Below are 19,176 nucleotides of genomic sequence, written 5' to 3'. Positions count from 1 at the left end.
TAGATTTGCAAAATTCTAAACCCTGATAATCTATAGTTATTCAAAATAACCATTTAAATAAATTAAAATCTAATTGAATACTTATAAAGTATAAAAAAAACTTATATTCAAAAAAAGGAATACAAGTTTTTGTTTGAGTTTTTTAAAGTAACTTACTTTATATATTTATTTCGTCTATTTAAAACTTTGTTAATAAATACACCAGAAACATTTATAAAAATTATTGCTATAGTTGCTAGTCAAATATAGCTCATTGCAGTTTCAGGATGTCAGCCACTTGGCGTGCTTTGCATATTTTTTCAAATATTGTGTCCAAGAGCTAGTTCATCACCTGCAAGTACACTATAAGTTATTGATGAACGGAAAACTAATTCAAAATAGAATACAAGTAATGAAATTAGGTCATTTTTTATAGATGGTAAAGCATATCTAAAAAATATTTTATTATTTGTAAAGCCTTGCAGTCTTAAGTTATTAATAACCTCTTCATCAAGATTATCAATTGCTTCTGTAAGTTGCTTTATCAATGATGAAGCTTCATGAATAGTTATTATCAAAATTAAAAGGAATATAGGCGAGATAAAAAATGGATTAAAAATAAAGAAATACACAATAGTTGGAATAAGTCTTACTAAAGTATTTAATAGTCTTGACAATAAAGATATATATGTTTTATTCAACCTAATAGACATTCATCTAATTAAAAGAATTGTAATTAAGAAAATTAAGAAAATTGTAATTATTGAAAATGCAAAACTTTGAAAAATCATTAATAATACATTTTCTTTAAAATTCATAGATTTAAAATTCAAGCTTGAAAAATCTGGATTGATAAATGCATTTCAAAAAGTTATTGCATCTGAAGAATTGTATTTAAAAATAGGTGTGGTGGTTAAAACAAAAATTGAATAGATTGATATAGAAATAAATAGAAAATAGGTAATGACTTTTTGCCAATTAATTTTATTTGATAATTTGTTGTATATTTCTTTTTTACTTGCTTTTTTGTCAAATTTTAATTTAATGCTTTTCACTTCAAAAACATATTTTTTAAATAAAATATTTAAAACTTCTAAAATTGAAATTGACATCATTAAGACAAGAATGGGAACACCTAATTCAGTAAAACGTCCAGGGGGGTTTATTCTTGAAAACTCAATTAATTCACCTATTCCTGAAACACCAAGTAAGGCAAGAACTGAGACTCATCTCATATTTGCCTCAATTGAAAATAAGAATAAAGAGATAAATCTATTTTTGACTCTAGGAAAGATTTCTTTAAAGAAAGCTTTAAATTTATTGTTACCTTGATTAATGGAAACATAATATGCTTCTAAGTCTGTGTTCTCTAATATTTCAATATAGTATTTATGCAATCAAAGTCATGTAAATCAAACATAAATAAGGAATAATCCTATTCCTCTTGAATATATTTTAGCAAAAAGACCAATGAATACCAGTTCAGGAATAGCTCTTAAAAATAAAACAAAATATTTAATTAAAAATGCAAAGTATTTATTAGTAGTTTTATTAAAAGACAATATTGCCGTTATAGTAGCTAGTATAAAACCTATAAATGTTCCGACAATAGTGTATTTAATAGTAATGTATATAAGGCCAAATGATAATACTCAAAGATTTGTTGTATCATCAGATAACGGTCCACTTAGAAAGTGACTTTGATTACTAAAAACAAAAAAGTTTTTTAAAGCTATTCAAAATTCTCTAGAACCATTTTCATTCAACTCACTATTTTGAAAAAAAAGCAACACTAAAGGAATTAGAAATAATAAAGCAAGAAATACATACTTAAAAGCAGGCAATAGTTTTTTGCCGGTTTCCGCTTTATCACTTTTTATTTTAAAAAATAATCCGTTTATTTTCTTACTTACTTGATTTTCTTTACTATATTTATCATTTCTCATAATTCAACATTTTTCGTGGGTTTGTCCATAACTATTTGTTTATCATTTAGAGCAATAACTCTATCAAAATAATAATTCACTAATGACAAGTCATGAATATTAACTATGACTGTCATATTTTTTTCTTTTACTAATTTTTGTAGTATTTTTAAAACGTCTTTTGAGGTTTCGTTATCTAAATTTGAGGTAGGTTCATCCGCTAAAATCAAATCAACATTCTTAACCAATAATTTAGTTATTTCGACCCTTTGCTGTTGACCACCGCTTAGATCACTAATTCTATAAAACGCTTTTTCTAGAATGTCTAAATCATCTAGAGTTTTAAAAATGGTCATCCGTTGTTCTTTGTCAATATATGAAATTAACCTATAAAATCAATTTTTATATTGGGTAAATGACCTCTTAACGTTGTTATAAACATTATCTGTGTTTATTAAATTTGGCTTTTGAGTTAAAAAACCTATTTTATTTATAATTTTTTTTCATTGCTTTTTAGATATATTTGAAATATCAGACTCAAAGAGATTTAATGATCCTGCATTTGGTTTAATATTCTTTACAAGCAACCTAAAAAGAGAAGTTTTTCCAACTCCAGATGGTCCTATGACAGCAACCATTTGACCTTGAGGTATTTCTAAAGATATATTTTCTAAAATAGGCTTACTTTTTTTAGAATATGAAAAAGTAATATTTCTTAACTCAACTATATTCTTCATAAATTAATTTTCCTTGATAATAGGAATATCAGATCCTTTAATTAAATCTGATTTTGTAGTTTCTGCTTGTATTTGTAGTTTTATAAATTTTTTGAATAAATCTAACGTTAAATCCTGAAATTTATTGTAACCTGTGTAAATACCATATGTATTTTCTTCTAACGTTAAAGACATTAAAGCTTTTTTAATAAGATCAACTTGTTCTTTTGGCAAACTTGGACGGCCAAAAACAACATCATAAGCGGCTGGATTTGTAAGTGTTAAAACTCTAACAACGTCATTTGTAGCATCATTTACCGGCTTATTTGAATCAAATCCATCTGGTTTATAAAGTGTTTCGCCTCATGCTTTAGGTGTTCAATTTAAATCACCTTCATCAGCAAAACCGATATGTGGAACTACTCCACTAGCAGCTTTGCCTAATGTTTTCCCTATTGATTTACCTTTAATTATTTGATTTGAGTTTTTTCTAAAGTAATCATTAATTTCTGAAATTGTTTTATTAAAATGTCTTGCCATTAAGGCTACTTGATATTTATATTTTCCGGCACTATTTTCATTTTTAAATGCTATTCCGTGAGAAACAAATTTTTTAAAGTTTTTATCCTCTCAATCCTTTATTATTTCATCTCTCTTAGCCTTCGTTCCAGAAATCATGATTGCCCCATGATATACATAAGTTAATTTATTGGTTTCATAAAAGAACTTGTACTTCGAACCATCAAAATACGGAATTTCATCATAAGCATCAGTTCAATTTGGATATTCCTTATTTGTATCATTGAACCAAACTTTATTATTGTTTTCAGCAGCAACTCTTAATTTATCTGTTATTAAACCATTTTCATAAAAGTCTGAATCCAAGGATTGTCATTTGAATTTAAGTGTACTAGCTTGAGAAACTAAATGTAACTTTAAATTATTTTCATTAACATTACCATCTATAAAATCTTCAGAAAAAATAGAATAATTCATTAATCCTAAATCGACATTTTCTTTATCTGATTTTAAGTCTTGATAAATTTTAGAAGGTTCACTTTTTGATGCAATTTCAAAGATAACATTTGGTTTATCTTTTAGTTTTGGATCATTATTTTTTAAATCATTAAATCTTTTCGATAATAAATCTAAAAATGTTTTTTCTAAATTTGTATCTTCAAACCCTTCATTAATTCAATTATTAACAATTGTTATTTTTGTATCTCAATTATCTTTATCCTTACTATTAAAACAACTGGCAGCCATAGAAATAGGTGCAACAGCCATTAAAGGACTAAGCCCTAATATTGTTTTTTTGATTTTTTTCATATAAAAAATATCTCCTCTAAGTAATTGACAAGGGAAATATTTTGTTTCTTAATACATAGTTACGCATGAATTACCATGATCAACTAATAGGTATAATCTCAGCCTTTAATTAATAATTAAAAGCACCCTTGTCTATATATATTTTATAAAAAAAGTGATATTTCATTGTTTTTTGTAAATAAAACTAATACTTTTGTGATTTTTAGTTACTTTATGCATTGAAATATTCCATAAATGGACTTAAACTAATTTAATTAAAAAATTAAGAATAGTTTTTAAGAATTAAATATTCCTATTTCTGTTTAATTAATTGGTATTTAAAATTTTTAATACAAAAAATTGAAAAAGTTAAATTATTATGGAAAAATATTGTGTTTTTTGCCTTTTTAAAAATTGCGAAAAACTAAATTAAAATTTTTAAAACCTTTACAAAGATATTAAATTAGGCTAATTAAATACTATGTCTATTTGTATTTATATATATAATATAACACGAGTAATAAAATAACACTATTACTCCTTGGCTATATGCCCAGAAGTCCATAAGGAGATAAATGCAAAAATATGAAATTATGATGATACTTGATCCTAAAGTAGAACCTGAAATAGGCTTCAACTTAGTTGAAAGTGTCTTTGGTAAGAAAAATATTTTGACAAGTGAAAAACTTGAAAGAACAGATTTGGCTTACCCTATAAACAAATCATTAAAAGCTCAATATTTATTATTTACTTTAAATTCAGAAACAAACTTAATTGCTGAATTTTCACGTCGTTGCAATATTACAAAAGAAATATGAAGAAATCTTGTTATCAATTTAAGTTTTGAAAATAAACCTAAAAAGGAAAACAAAAGAAAAAGAAACTCTCGTAATTCAGAATATGCAAATAAAAATGAAAACTCAAAATTTTCACATAGTAAAAGTCAAAAAGACAATATCACAGATGAAAATAAAGACGAAAAACCAAGAGTTAGAAAACCAAGAACCAAAAAAGTAGAAGAAACTAAATAGTTTATTTTAAGGAGAATGCTAATGAATAAAGTTTTATTGATTGGAAGATTAACTAATGAAGTTAGATCTTTTTCAACACCAAACGGTGTTAAATATGTTAGAGGAACTCTTGCTGTATCACGCTATCAAGGGGGAAATGAAATTACTGATTTTATTCCTTTTGTTGCATGAAGAGAAGCGGCAATTTCTATTGAACAATACTCAACAAAAGGTACACTTCTTTCAATCGAAGGTAGATTTACAAGCTCTAGATATACTGACAAACAAGGCAACATTATAAATAGTTATGAAGTTACTGTTGAAAACTTTTCTTTACTTGAATCAAGAAAACAAAGAGAAGCTAGAGAACTAAAACAAAATGAAACTTTTGTTGCATCAACTCCAAAAAACACTTTTAATAAAAACAAAATGAATAATGCTGTTCAACAACAGGTACCAACATTTGCTGGTAAAGAACAACCAAATAATGTTGCATATCAAAATGAAAACCAAACAAAAACATGAAGTTCAGAACATGGTTTTGATGATTTTGGAACAGATGATTTCGATGAATAAAATAAATAGGAGAATTTACAATAATGGCTAGAAAAATTAATAAAAAAGTTGGATTTCTAAAACGTCGTAGATGTGACAACTGTGAACAAAAGATTGACTATGTTGACTATAAAGATGTTGAATTTTTAAGTAAATATGTTTCTGGTGTTGGCGCTATTAAACCTCGTTCAACAACAGGTGCTTGTGCAAAAGATCAAAGAAAAATTGCTAACGCAATTAAACGTGCAAGATTTATGGCTTTAATGCCTTTCACTAAAGAAAGAATTAGAGTTGTAAAGCCTACAACTACAACTAATACAAATAAAGAACAACAAACTGAAACAAAATAAATAATAAAAAGCTAAAAAAATATCAAGACTTAAATCTTGATATTTTTTTGTGAAAATGTTTTCAAATGGCGGGGGTTAAAGGAATCGAACCCTTATGGGCGGTTTTGGAGACCGCTGTAATGCCATTATACTAAACCCCCAAAAAGAATTATTTACCAAACTTAAAGTGGCAAATATCACCGTCTTTCATAAGGTAATTCTTTCCCTCTGATCTAAGTTTGCCTTGGCTTTTAGCATTTGTTTCACCGCCACAATTTACATAATCTTCATATGAAATAATATCAGCTTTAATAAATTTCTTTTCAAAATCAGAGTGAATTATGCCTGCACATTCAGGAGCGAACATTCCGTCTTTAAAAACTCATGCTCTTACTTCTTCCGGGCCTGCTGTAAAATATGTTTTAAGTTTAAGTAGATCAAATGATTCTCTTGTTAAATAATCTAAACCACTATAAACAATAGAATATGATGATAGTCATTCTTTAGCTTCAGCGTCATCTAATTGAGAAACCTCAGACTCTAATTGAACACTTATTGGAATAATTTTTTCATTATTTAATGAACTTTTTAGCTCCAAAAATAATTTATCATTTTGATAATTAGCAATTTGCTCAGCAGACAAGTTCGCCACATAAATCATTGGTTTAGCAGTTAATAATTGATAACTTTTAACCAGTTTTAATTCATCCTCATTTAAAGAAGGAATAAGCGTATTAATCATTATATTATTTTCAAGAGCTTCCTTAAAACGCAAAGCTAGATTTTCTTCTAATTGGGCTGTTTTATCTCCAGATTTTGCTTTTTTATGTATTCTATTTATTACATTATTTATAGTTTCTAGATCAGCAAGCATCAGTTCCATATTAATCACATTTTTATCATTTACAGGATTTATTTCATTAGCAACATGCATAATATCTTTATTTTCAAAGCATCTAACTACATGGATAATTGCATCAACTTGTCTAATATTTCCTAAAAATTTATTACCTAAACCTTCTCCCTTAGAAGCACCTTTAACAAGCCCTGCAATATCTACAAAGTCAAAAGTAGCGGGAACTATTTTTTTAGGATTTACTAATTTAGCTAAATTAAATAGTCTTTTATCCTTAAGAGGTACACTACTTATATTTGGCTCTATTGTTGTAAAAGCATAATTAGAAGCTTCAACTTGATACTTTGTTAAAGCACTAAATAAAGTGCTTTTACCAACATTTGGTAATCCAACAATTCCTGCTTTTAATGACATATTTACTCCTTAAATTATTTTGAATCTAAATGTTTTCTAAATCTCTCAACATAATCATTTATTGCATGACCCAAGCCATGATCAACAACGTCTTTTGTAACAAATTTAGCCTTATTTTTTATTTCATCTTTTGCATTATCCATAATATATGAAAACTCAAAATTTTCAAACATAGAGAAATCGTTTTCTGAGTCTCCAATAACCATTATTTCATCTCTTGAATAATCAGTTAAAATATTATCAATCATTCATAAAATAGCTTTACCTTTAGATGTATTTTGAGGTAATATCTCAAAATTCATATGAGTTTTAATAAAAGAACATCCTACATTTTCTAATTCTTTTTGAATTTGATCTAAATTATTTGTATTTTCAAAGTAAACTTCCATTTTAGAAATAGGTTTAATTTTTTTAATAGAATCATCAAACAATTCGAATTGATCAAATGACTCATATCTAAAATAAATTTTATTTAGAAATTCTTTATCTTCTTCTTTAAAGATATAAAAAACCTCACTAGATCACGCAGCTGCACTAGCATTATATTTTTTAAAAATCTTAAATATTTTTTTAGCAATTTCTGGATCAATTAATTGTTCATATACATATTTAAATTTTTTAACATCGTAGATTTGTGTCCCACTTGAGCCAATAATGTAATCAGCATTAACTAATTTTGCTAATTTCATCATTCTAGGACAAATAGGATTGCCTGTTGCAATATTAAAACTTAAATTATTACCTTTGATTGCTTGCAAATTAAAATTTGAAACATAAGAATCATTTGTATATATTGTTCCATCAACATCACTAAACACAACTGGTTTTTTTAGCATAATGAAGTCCTTTCTAAAGCCTAAACAATCATATCAAATTTTCAATTCGCTATTAAAATTTATTATGTTGCAATTGAACATAACATATTTCAAAATAACGACCGAAAGTTTATTTTAAACTGTTTAAAACAGTATATTCTTTAGTCATTTCTTTTATTTTTTTTCTTTTTTCATCTAGTTTCATTTTTAAAGCTTTTTCAATAGGAATAGAAACAAAATCACTACCATTCATTCCAATTATTATTCCGCTTTTACCACTTAAAAGAGCTTTAACAGCTTCAGTTCCAAATTGAGATGCAATTTGTCTTTCCCGAGCTGTAGGATTTCCACCGCGTTGAAGATGGCCTAGAACATTGTATCTTGTTACTCAATTAGTTTTAGCACTAATTTGGCTTTTTAATTTTTCAAGGTCGTATAACTTTTCTGTTACAACAACTATAATACACCTTCTGAGTTGATAAAGAGCTTGCTTATCTTCGATATATTTTTCATTAGTTATTTTTAAGCATGAGTTTGCTATATCTTCATAGGATAATGTATATTCAGGTGTTGAAATAACTTCAGCACCTGTTGCTTGTCCTGCATCAAGAGTTAACAAACCACATCTATTTCCCATAATTTCAATAATCATTATTCTTTTTTGACTATTAGCGGTATCTCTAATAGAATCAATATTTTTAGTGACAGTATTTAATGCTGTATCATAGCCAATTGAATAATCGCTTGAAGGAATATCATTATCAATTGTCCCCGGTATTCCAACAGTTTTAAAACCATCATTAAATAGATCTTGTGCGGCCTGAAAACTACCGTCTCCACCAATAATTATTAAAGCATCAATCTTTCGCTTCTTCAAATTGTCAATTGCCTTTAATCTATATTCTTTATTCTTGAATTCCTCAAAACGAGCCGAAAAAATACATGTTCCTCCTCTTGAATTAAAGAAATCCAAGTCGATGTCATTAGAATTAATAATATTATCTTCATAAAGGCCCTTAAATCCTTCATACACTAAAAAGGTTTCGACATTTTTTAACTTTGCGCTTTTACATATTGACCTTATAGCACTATTCATGCCTGGAGCATCACCTCCACTTGTTAATACAGCAATTCTTTTAACCATAATATCTCCTAATGCCTTATGAAAAATGTAGGCCAATAGCAATTGCTAATAAAATAATCCCTAGCAATATTATTAAGTAAAAAATTAAATTATTTTTTGGGTGAATATGAGCACATTCTTTTTTGAATTTTCTATCTTCAATTTGGTTTTCGATTGATTTAATAATTGCTCTATTTTCAACTGTATTAGGTTGATTTTTTAAATATTGAAGCTTATCATTTAAAACATCATCTTTTTTATTCTTTTGATAATCAAAAAAACCTTTTCCCAATCCATGTTTAAAAGCTAGGATAACTATTGCATATGATAGAAAGAATAAACCGCTAAACATTAAAATATTTATTGTTTTTATATTGTTAGAAACATTTTTAGTTCTGTCAATAAATCAATAAATAAGAGAAAGACACAAAGAAATAAGAATAACCACTATTAAATGAATTATTCTTTTTCAATGCAAACCATTTTTTATATATTCGAACATTTTTATAATTTTAAATTAATTATGATTGTTTTTTAGAAATTGTGTTTCTTTTTTTAGTAGTTGATTTCTTTGAACTAGTTTTATCTTTTTTCAATACTTCTTTATTTACTGATTTTGTTTTTTTAGATTGAATTTCATCTAATGTAAAACTTGTTGAAGTTAAATTAAACTGTGATGCACTAGAATCTGGTTTTTCTTTTGCTTTAGAAAAAGCAATATCTTTTTCCTCTGTACTATCTAAAACTAATGTGTAATCCACACCAGTTGGTATTTGATCTTTTCCATCAAAAGGTAGGTCTTTTATAGAAGGGTCTGCCTCTGAAGAAATACTTGAAACTAATTTATAATCATGTATACCAAATGGTTTAGTTCATTCTTCTAATTGCTTAGGATTACCGTAAATATAATGGTTTTCCTCAACTTGATATAACATGGGTAGATTTGGATACTCTTGTTCATCTAAGTAGTTAAGTTCAAAATTAATGTTTTCAAATTTTTCATTTGCGTTAGAAATTTTAGGAATTGCCTTAAATAAATTAATTGTATAAGGGTGTATTGGTTTTTCATAAACAACATCTGTATCACCGGATTCAACTATTTTTCCTAAGTGCATAATTTGAACTCTATCAGCTATGTATTCAATCATTGATAAATCATGAGCAATGAAGATCATACCAATATTCTTCTTTTCACATAAATCTTTAAGTAAGTTAACAACTTGAGCTTGAATTGAAATATCTAATGATGCAATAGGTTCATCAGCAACAATAACTTTAGGTTGTGTAATTAAAGCACGAGCTATAACTATACGTTGACGTTGACCGCCAGAAAACTCATGAGGATAACGATAAGCAAATTGTTTTAATAAACCAACTGCTTCAAGTGAATTATAAATAGTGTTCTTAATTAATAGGTTTTTAACCAAAAATTTTGGAAAGAAATTAAACGTGATTTTGCGCGCTAAATCTCCAAATTTACCAGCCAATATTCTATTGAACTTACCTTCATAAATACCTAATAAAATTTTGATTGAGTTAATATCTTTTTTAAGATATCTTGTTTCAATTTTAAATGATTTTAATGTAGATTGTTTAGTGAGAATTCTACTCTTATAAATAGAACGAGAGCGAATTAATTCTTTATATTCATTCTTATGATTTTTGTTTTTCTTGATTGAATCTATGTCATCATTAATCTTCTTAATAAAATCTTCTGATATTTTCTTAAAGTAGTTATCTGTTTGAGTTTGTAAATCAACAAGATCTTTATAAAGTTTTTCTTGCGCTTCTATATTTTCATCTAATTCCTTAATTTTTGATTCATTTTCTTTAACAAATTTTTCATTAGCTTCAATATGTTTTTTATATTTTTCTTCAACTAGCTTTTGTGCTCTTCTAACTTGAGCTTCAGTAGTTGCAGGTTTGGTATCAGCCATTGACAATTGTTTATTTTTATGCAGTTCAATTTGTCAAGCAGCTTTTTCTTTTTCAAATTTCATTACGTTAACGTTATGCTTATTTAAAAAAGGGGAAGCATCATAATTAAAATGTAAATCTAAAATATCTTTTAGTTCTTTTTTAACATCCTTAGAATATTGTATGTGTTCAAAATGATTTTGAAAGAATATCTCAGAATATCTTCTGATACTTTTGACAAAATCTTTAACTTCATGATATTTTAAGAAATTTAGTTTTTTGCTGTATTCAATAACTAATGAATGTAACTTTTTATTTATTAGTTCCTTTTTGTACTCATTTAAATACACATCTATTTTTCTAGCTGATAGTTTATTCCAAAAGTTAATTTTTTTCTCAACTTTAAATTCTCTAATGTAGTTACTAAAAGTATTTTTGTTAGATGCGACAACATCATCATAATTTTCTTTTAAGAAATCTGCATATTCTTTGTTTAATTGCCTAATATTATTTTTAGCTTCATATGTTTTTAAAGACATTCTACGCAAAGCTATTGTTTTTTTAAGTTCATTACGAGCATCTAATAGTTCTCTTTCATCAATAGCTAATTCACCATTACGATAATCTTTTTGCTTTTCAAAATAAAAACTTAGTAACTTATCTGTATTGTCGTAAAGATTATCAACAATTTCACTCTCCATATTTTGCTTATCTTCTAAGTAATTATAGAAAACGTTGAAATTATCTTCATAATTTAATGATTCATCATATTTATAGTTTTCAAAATTTTTAACTCATTTAGGGAAGAAATCTTTCGCAAGAGCTGTAACTGCAATTAAATTATCTAATTTAAGTTGCTTATACATTATTCTAAATGTGTAGTAATAGTTTTCTTTAATTAATTCTCAATCCTTAAAAATGTCGCTAATTTGATCTCTAATAATTCCATTAACAATCAATGGTTCTTTTAAGGTTGAATAAATATTTTTTTGGCTATTCAATGCAGCATGTGGATCTTGAAAGATCATTTGGATATTACGACGTAAAAATTTACGTTGAGATCTTTTTAATCTTTTACCACTAATAACTTGACCATTTAAATTAACAAACCCATTAAAGTCATCATAAAGTCTTAATAATGAACGACCAACAGTTGTTTTACCTGAACCAGATTCTCCAATAAGACCAACTATTTCACCTTCGTGTAGATTAAAAGTTATATCGTCAGCAGCCTTATTAACGATTCCGTTGTTTGTAAAATATTTTTTTAATCCTTCTATTTCAAGAATTACTTTTGCGTCTTTCCTATTCATCATTAAAAACTTCCTTAAAACTGTTGATTCTAGTCATTAATTCTTTTGGTCTCTCTACTTTAGGAGCATCTGGATGCAATAATCATGTTGCAGCATAATGCGTATCTTCTACTTGAATAAGCGGTGGTTCTTTATAAAAATCAAGTTCCAAGGCATACTCATTACGTGGTGCAAAAGGGTCTCCTAATGGTAAGTTATTCATATCAGGTGGCATTCCTTTAATAGAATAAAGTCTCTCTTGACTATTTTCAGGTATAGCTTGAATTAAAGCTCATGTATATGGATGACGTGGGTCTGTGAAAATTGCTTTTCTAGTTCCTCTTTCAACTATTCTCCCTGCATACATAACATAAATGTAATCACAGAATTTAGCAACAACACTGATATTATGACTAATTAAAATAATTGAAATATTCATCTTTTGACGAATTTGTTCAAATAGAGCTAAAACACTCGCTTGAACAGTTGGGTCTAGAGCTGTTGTAGGTTCATCGGCTATTATTAATTTAGGATTTAGCGCAACAACCATAGTTATAACAACACGTTGTTTCATACCACCACTAAGGGTATGAGGGTAACGATTATAAACATTTTCAGCATCCCTTATTCCGAATTGTTTTAATAAACCTATTAGATATTCGTCTTTTTCTGATTTAGATTTTGCTTTTCATGTTTTATTTAAATTTAGTGCATCTAATAATTGATTTTTAATTTTTCTAGTTGGATTTAATGAAGTTAGAGGATCTTGAGGTATATAACCTATGTATTGACCTCTAACGTTTTGTCATAACTTATCCTTTTTCATATTTGTTAAATCTAAGCCGTCAATCACCATCTTATCAGAATTTGTAATTGCATTCTCATTAACGTTAATTAATGACTTAGAAGTAACTGATTTTCCTGAACCAGATTCTCCAACTAAACCAACAATTTGACTGCGCATAACTTCTAAATCCAAACCACGAATAACTCTAATAGTCTTTTTACTATTTATTTTGAAATCAACTTTTAAGTTTCTAACCTCTAATAGAACATCATCATTTTTATCTTTGTCTATACTCATATGTAACCTTTCTAATTCTTACCTTTAATAACCCTAGGATCTAGAGCATCGTGTAATCCAATAGCAACGAATTGAAGCGATAGTGAAATGCCTAAAAGAATTGTTGTTGGAAGTAGTAGTTGTCAAATATTTTTATCTGATGAATCTAAGTTTTTAAAGATAAAACTTCCTAAGTTCGCTGTTGTAGTTGTTTCAAAAAATCCAAGAAAGGCTAATGAAGCTACAGAAAGAATTATTGAAGGTATACGACGAACAAAGTTCATTACTAATTTGCCTATAATTGCAGGCAACGCATGTAAAAATACTTGTCTAAATGTTGAAGCACCAATACTTTTAGCAGCAACAATATATTCTTCATCTTTTACCGTAATTATAAACATACGAGATGTACCAATTGGTCATGTTCATCCAGAGAATAACAAACCTAATATAAGAACATTATTTGATGTTCCTCAAAGCGAAACAAACATTAATAATCAAATAATCGATGGTGGTGCTTGGAATATTTCAATCACACGCATCATAATAGTATCTATTCTTTTACCGGCATGAAAACCTAAATATGAACCTATAGAAATACCAATGAATGCTTCAATAGTAGCAACTATTAAGGCTAGCTTAATAGATTCAAATGTACCAACTCATGACGCGGTTCAAACATCAACACCCTGACCATTTGTACCGAAATATGTTTTTAATGTTGGTAATGCAGCAATATAACTATCAACTAAAGCTTGATCAATAGTGATGTGTTCTGCTTCAGCTTTTCTTAATTTTGTAAAAATAATATTTCCATTGAAATAGTCATAGTAATTAAATCTAATCAATGTACCATTGGAATTTAAAAATTCATAATTTGCAAATTGAGCTAGATATTCCTTATATTTACCATTTTTCATCTGAATAATATTTTTAATTTGATTAGTGTCAGATGTTTCAGTTCACTTATTAAATAAAGGAGGTATAAATTCTTTTTCACTAAATCCTTCACCTTCAGGTAAATTAGAATCGAAAGCTCCCACAGATGGGTAAGGAGAAGTTGATTTTACAATAATAGCTGTTAATAGAATTAATACAAAAATTATAAAACTAATAATTACAACAGGGTTTGTTATGAAACGTTTAAAAATTTCAAGGACTAAAACTTTTGGTTTACCTGCTATATTATTTGAGTGGTTTTCTCTTTTTGAGAAAACAAGCATCTCATGCATTTCCTTTGAAAGTTTTGTATTTGAAATGCTATCATTTCGGCTCATAATTAATTACCTCCTTCCTTTACATATTCGGCATTATTATTTATATTTTGATTTTGAATAATTGTTTTGACTTCTCTCTTTCTTGCGAAATAAGCTTTTATAATGTCTAATAAATTAATTCCTGATGAAGATGAAAATCTAATTCTAGGATCAATTAACACATAAGATAAATCAACAATTATTTCAGTGCCGACAGATAAAGAAGTAAAGAAGAAGATATTAAACATAACTACATTAATATCGCCATTTGGAAAGGCCTGCATAATTATGTTCGAACTACCTGGTATTCTTCAAAAACGTTCTATTATAATACTTCCACTAAGCAAGAAAATATATGATGGAATTATTATTGCAGCAAGAGGTATTGAAATATTTCTAAAAACATACTTTCAAAAAATTGACATTTTAGAAAGACCTTTTGTTTTTGCAATAAGAACATAGTTTGAAGTTAAAACTGTAACAACTTGGTTACGTGTATAAAGTGTATAAACTGCTAATTGACTTACAATCATTGTGAAAATTGCGGGGATCAATGATTTAATTTCTAATAATTGATCTGCCCCTTTTTCATTAGCATTTACATATGTTTCTGGGAAATTTAACATTCCAAATAACTTAATCATATATGGGGCTAATATAAATGAAGGAACTGCAATAAATATGAAAACAAAAATATTTATTACGGAGTCGGTCATTTTCCCATGTTTATATCCAGCAAATATTCCGAGCAATACTCCAAAAATAGCCGATATTACAAAGGATGGAAGGGAAACTATGATTGAAAATCTTAATGGTCCGAAAAATAGGTTAGGAATTGGTTCACCTTTTGAATATCCGGGAACTGTATCATAAGTTCCGTAAACCTGCCCAAAATCCCCGTTGAAAAAGTTTTTTAAATATACTAGTAATTTTTGAAAAACACTTGTGTCATTTCACCTATTAAAATTTTCAACTAATATAGGAGATATTTTAGATATATTACCTTTATTTTCTGCTAGCTCTTTTTGATAATCTGAAAAATATGGATTAGTTATAAAAGCTGCCATTAAGGAATATGAAAATATTAAAACTACAAGTATTGTTAGTAACGCTAGTAAAAATCTTTTTAATATATATTTAGTCATAATAATAAAAATTTTATCAATTTTTTCTAATTTATTATTAAATAATAAACTTTAAAATATTAAAATCTTGTCTTTCTTATTGTTTTATGTATTTTGCATATAAAATGATTAAGAAATTAAATTCTTAACCATAATATATAGAATTAATAATCTTAATTATTTTTCTGGGTTATAGATAAAGTTCATATCTGAAATTCAATCTAATGAATTTGAACCAATTGAAGGCTTTAGTATATATGGATTAACTACTGTTACTTGGAAGTTATCTTTTAGAATTGATCTTTTTCCATCAACAACTGGTCCGACAAAGTTAATTATTTCATTAACTAATTCTATCAATTGATCATTTGGTGTTTTTTGTGCATATCAGTATAGGAATTTGGGTCTTAATGCTCCTCAATCAACTTGAGGTGTAGATGTTTCTTCAAGTTTATGTGTTGAATCATTTCAAATGTGTGATGAGGAGTTATCGTTGTATTTTGATAATTCATTTGTAGTTAGTTTGCAAATTTTGTCTAAAGGAACACCTAATGTGATTGATTTTTCTTTTAAGTATGTTTTAAATTCTTCAGCTAGCTTAACAATTTCTGGGAATCCAGCTTTTAATTGGTTTCTTAGTTTTTCACTTCCGGCAATTAATAATAACGCTTTATTAAATCCAGTTGATGCTATACCGTCAATACCACTTGCTATATTATTAACATCGTATGCTCAACCTTTAAATTTAGTTACCGCTGCTTCACGAGATAAAGCATTAACTCATAAATTTTTGTCTGATGGTTTATCATAAATGATAAATTTAACACTTATTCTGTTTTTCTTGTCTAGTGAATTAATAACTTGAGGTAATTCTTCAAATATTTCTTTTCATGATGGATCTGGTCAGTTCATATATCTTCATGGGTATGAAAATTCTACTTTTTCAGTATCTGCATATCCATTTTCTTTATAGAATTTATCTAGTAAAGCTGTAACATATTCGCTTAATTCTTTATGTTTAGCTGACTTAATTTTCTTTCTTTCATCATTTTCTAATTTTAGATATTGTTCATTCTCTTCTTGAGTAATTTGCAATAATAAAGTTCCATCTTCCTTGTAAGCTTTAATTACATTTAGTTCTTGATAGTATTCGTTTGGTGTTTTCTTTGGATTTGTTAATTGATCTGATCCACCAATTGTTCCATCTTTAGCTAATTCATTAATTCAAGTTTTTGATTGGTTACTTGATGTTTTGTTTGCGATAAATTCTCAATTTATAGCGGCATTTAATAATGATTTAAATGAAACTGAAGTTCCTGATAACAATTTAACGTATGAATCTTCTGATGAAATATTTCCATTATCAGCATTTGGAGTTCCAAATAATAAGTGTGATGCAACTTTGTTATATACAGGCGAATCGGTCTTACCAGGTATAATGTTTCAACCCATGTTTGCAGTTAATTCATTAGTATTTAAAACTTGTGTAAATTGTTTTCCATATGTACTTGATTTAGTTTCCAATTCGTTTTTATCTGTTCTTGACATTCCTGAAAATTGAACAATAGAAATTTCACCATTTTTATATTTCTTTCATGCTGCGTTTTGGAATTGCGAGTTGTCCATTTGGTTTTTTCAGTATCTTACAATTGTATTTACATTGTATTTACTATTAGCAAAATCTTTATCAACATAATTTGTGTTTTTTACTCAAACTTCCTCTTGTGCACTTGTTTCATATCCTAAATATACATAGTGACCAACATAAAGTGTATCTTGATAGTTAACACCATATCAGTAGATACCTGATGTCAATAATTCATTATCTTTATCAACTTCTTTAATTAATTTAAGTGTCTTCTTAACGTTGGCAACTTCATCATTTTTATTTGCTGATGAGTGAATTTGTTCATTACCTATTTTAGCTTTAATAAATTCATCAGGAGCAGCAACTCAATCATATGAAGAGGCTAGATTGTCAAAGAAAATATCAAATTGTCCTGTTGTTGCTGAACTCAATTTATTAAATGTTAAAGCTTCTTCACCATTTACTTTTGTGATTAATTCATCTTTATTATAAGTTTTGTCTAAATCTATATCTTGAAATTCATATAGATAGCTATTTGGATAATGTTTTTCATCATTAAAATAGTGAGTATCGTCATTTATTGCTTGCATTTTTTCATCTAATTGTTTAACAATGATGTTGTCAGCAACTAATGAAACGATTTTGTCCTTCTTAGGTGTAAATGCTGCTAATGCTTCTGTTTCGGAATTGCCAAAAACTTTAACTAAAGTATCATGCAATTCTTTTTTGCTAACTCATTTTTTGTGATTTTCAAATTTAGCTTTATTTTCTGCTCATTTTTTATAATCTTTATTATATTGATCAAGTTGATTTGGGTCTGAAGGTTTTACAGGTGCTGCACCAGGGTCGGCAATATTTTCCGGTTCTTCACCAGGTTCAAATGTTTTAACAAATCCTTCGCCAACAAATTTCTTAAGATTATCTAAGATAGCCTTATCAGTAGCACCTTTTTTAAAACTTTTTTCTAATAAGTCTTTTCTTACTTCTCTAGAAAGGTTCTTTGTTCTTAATCATGATGTGTAAAAATCATTTACACTAACAGTATAATCGGTTTGAACTACCTTATCACCTTCAACTTTTTGTCATTTAACATCTTTTTTAACGGTTAATTGTAGCTTTGTTGCGTTTTTTAAATCTTTTATAAATTGCTTATTGTTAATACTTGTTGCATTATTTGATCAGCCTTGGTATGAAACAAAATTATATGTATTTTCTGATACATTTTCAGGTTCTGGAAAAATATCGATTGAGTCATTATCATATGTTTTTACAGTGCCGTCCTTCAATGTAATAATTACTTTAGCGCCTAATTCTAATTTATATCTTCATACAGATGGTCTTTTAATACTTTTAGTTCTTTCACCAGTTGTTTTATCGAAGTTGTCTTCAATAATAGGTCTAAATAAGTTTTCCTTACGAACAATAACACCAATCGTGTTATCTTCAACCTTATTTAAATAGTTACCATAACTTGCAGACAGGTCTGCCATATATGCATTTTGTTTAAACTCTGAAGCCATACCTATTTTATAGATGTGATTTTTAGCTAAAGTATCGTTTAATGTTGAAAATTTATTAACAGCATAACCATTATTTTTTTCTTTTTCAATATTAAATTTATCTTTTAGTATTTCATCAAATAATTTAGATTGTATTTCATCATCTTTTTTATTGCTATTAAAACATGAAACTGCTGTCATTGAAAAACCAACAGCTGGCAGAATCGAAATAGGTAAAAGATATAATTTCTTTTTAAATTTCATTTTTTCTTCTCCTTTTTGGATTTTTATTAATTTAATAAGTTATGTTAAGTATTCTTTTTATTCAAAAAATAATAATAAGTAGGCTTAGTTTTGCACCCACTTATTATTATTTTCTATGTAAAGATTATTATATTTCTCTTTAT

Annotated in this window: 15 protein-coding genes, 1 tRNA gene and 1 riboswitch; of the genes, 3 read left to right on the top strand and 13 right to left on the bottom strand. The window is 27.3% G+C overall.

Features of this window, described 5'->3' with window-relative positions:
• Positions 1-152: 152 nt before the first annotated feature.
• The 3 genes from JXZ90_RS03160 to cypl are packed head-to-tail and all read right to left on the bottom strand — an operon-like array spanning position 153 to position 3,949.
• The gene (locus tag JXZ90_RS03160; RefSeq protein WP_205848320.1) at positions 153-1,925 is read right to left on the bottom strand and encodes an ABC transporter permease subunit; all 1,773 of its coding nucleotides are present in this window, start codon (positions 1,923-1,925) and stop codon (positions 153-155) included.
• Positions 1,889-2,641: a phosphonate ABC transporter ATP-binding protein gene (locus tag JXZ90_RS03155; RefSeq protein WP_205848319.1), complete on the bottom strand. Its 753-nt coding sequence runs from the start codon at positions 2,639-2,641 to the stop codon at positions 1,889-1,891. The genes JXZ90_RS03160 and JXZ90_RS03155 overlap by 37 nt, the downstream gene beginning before the upstream one ends.
• 3 nt (positions 2,642-2,644) lie before the next feature.
• Entirely contained in the window at positions 2,645-3,949 is a 1,305-nt protein-coding gene (gene cypl, locus JXZ90_RS03150; protein ID WP_205848318.1) for an ABC transporter thiamine pyrophosphate-binding lipoprotein p37/Cypl, read from the bottom strand.
• Between the two features lie 39 nt (positions 3,950-3,988).
• Positions 3,989-4,088: riboswitch (TPP riboswitch) on the bottom strand.
• A gap of 415 nt (positions 4,089-4,503) precedes the next feature.
• On the opposite strand from cypl, the gene rpsF reads away from it, so the two are divergent.
• Genes rpsF through rpsR form a run of 3 tightly spaced genes read left to right on the top strand, consistent with a single transcriptional unit; the run spans position 4,504 to position 5,843 of the window.
• Entirely contained in the window at positions 4,504-4,959 is a 456-nt protein-coding gene (gene rpsF, locus JXZ90_RS03145; RefSeq protein WP_205848317.1) for a 30S ribosomal protein S6, read from the top strand.
• A 21-nt stretch (positions 4,960-4,980) separates the two neighbouring features.
• The gene (locus JXZ90_RS03140; protein ID WP_205848316.1) at positions 4,981-5,514 is read left to right on the top strand and encodes a single-stranded DNA-binding protein; all 534 of its coding nucleotides are present in this window, start codon (positions 4,981-4,983) and stop codon (positions 5,512-5,514) included.
• Between the two features lie 23 nt (positions 5,515-5,537).
• A complete protein-coding gene (gene rpsR / locus JXZ90_RS03135; RefSeq protein ID WP_205848315.1) occupies positions 5,538-5,843 on the top strand; it encodes a 30S ribosomal protein S18 in 306 nt (101 codons plus the stop codon).
• A 66-nt stretch (positions 5,844-5,909) separates the two neighbouring features.
• Here rpsR and JXZ90_RS03130 read toward each other — a convergent pair.
• From JXZ90_RS03130 to JXZ90_RS03085, 10 genes are all read right to left on the bottom strand, one after another.
• A tRNA-Trp gene (locus JXZ90_RS03130) sits at positions 5,910-5,983 on the bottom strand.
• 8 nt (positions 5,984-5,991) lie between these two features.
• On the bottom strand, positions 5,992-7,092 hold the full coding sequence (gene ychF, locus JXZ90_RS03125; protein WP_205848314.1) for a redox-regulated ATPase YchF: 1,101 nt from the start codon (positions 7,090-7,092) through the stop codon (positions 5,992-5,994).
• Positions 7,093-7,106: 14 nt separating this feature from the next.
• Positions 7,107-7,928: a Cof-type HAD-IIB family hydrolase gene (locus JXZ90_RS03120; RefSeq protein WP_205848313.1), complete on the bottom strand. Its 822-nt coding sequence runs from the start codon at positions 7,926-7,928 to the stop codon at positions 7,107-7,109.
• 109 nt (positions 7,929-8,037) lie between these two features.
• On the bottom strand, positions 8,038-9,051 hold the full coding sequence (locus JXZ90_RS03115; RefSeq protein ID WP_205848312.1) for an ATP-dependent 6-phosphofructokinase: 1,014 nt from the start codon (positions 9,049-9,051) through the stop codon (positions 8,038-8,040).
• Positions 9,052-9,067: 16 nt separating this feature from the next.
• The gene (locus JXZ90_RS03110; protein ID WP_205848311.1) at positions 9,068-9,532 is read right to left on the bottom strand and encodes a hypothetical protein; all 465 of its coding nucleotides are present in this window, start codon (positions 9,530-9,532) and stop codon (positions 9,068-9,070) included.
• A gap of 19 nt (positions 9,533-9,551) precedes the next feature.
• Positions 9,552-12,260, bottom strand: a complete 2,709-nt coding sequence (locus JXZ90_RS03420; RefSeq protein ID WP_305848730.1) for an ATP-binding cassette domain-containing protein — start codon at positions 12,258-12,260, stop codon at positions 9,552-9,554.
• Positions 12,253-13,323 carry an ABC transporter ATP-binding protein gene (locus JXZ90_RS03100; protein WP_205848309.1) on the bottom strand — a complete coding sequence of 357 codons (1,071 nt, stop codon included), beginning with the start codon at positions 13,321-13,323 and terminating at the stop codon, positions 12,253-12,255. Before JXZ90_RS03100 ends, JXZ90_RS03420 begins: the two co-directional genes overlap by 8 nt.
• A gap of 11 nt (positions 13,324-13,334) precedes the next feature.
• Positions 13,335-14,579, bottom strand: a complete 1,245-nt coding sequence (locus JXZ90_RS03095; RefSeq protein ID WP_205848308.1) for an ABC transporter permease — start codon at positions 14,577-14,579, stop codon at positions 13,335-13,337.
• 2 nt (positions 14,580-14,581) lie between these two features.
• Complete coding sequence (locus JXZ90_RS03090; protein ID WP_205848307.1) at positions 14,582-15,703, bottom strand: ABC transporter permease; 1,122 nt, start codon at positions 15,701-15,703, stop codon at positions 14,582-14,584.
• 156 nt (positions 15,704-15,859) lie between these two features.
• The gene (locus JXZ90_RS03085; RefSeq protein WP_205848306.1) at positions 15,860-19,033 is read right to left on the bottom strand and encodes an OppA family ABC transporter substrate-binding lipoprotein; all 3,174 of its coding nucleotides are present in this window, start codon (positions 19,031-19,033) and stop codon (positions 15,860-15,862) included.
• Positions 19,034-19,176 lie beyond the last annotated feature (143 nt).

It is taken from the genome of Mycoplasma sp. Mirounga ES2805-ORL (assembly GCF_017084445.1).
Lineage (GTDB): Bacteria > Bacillota_I > Bacilli_A > Mycoplasmatales > Metamycoplasmataceae > Mycoplasmopsis.
Note: the sequence above shows the minus strand (reverse complement) of the source record. Positions and strands in the feature narration are given on the sequence as shown.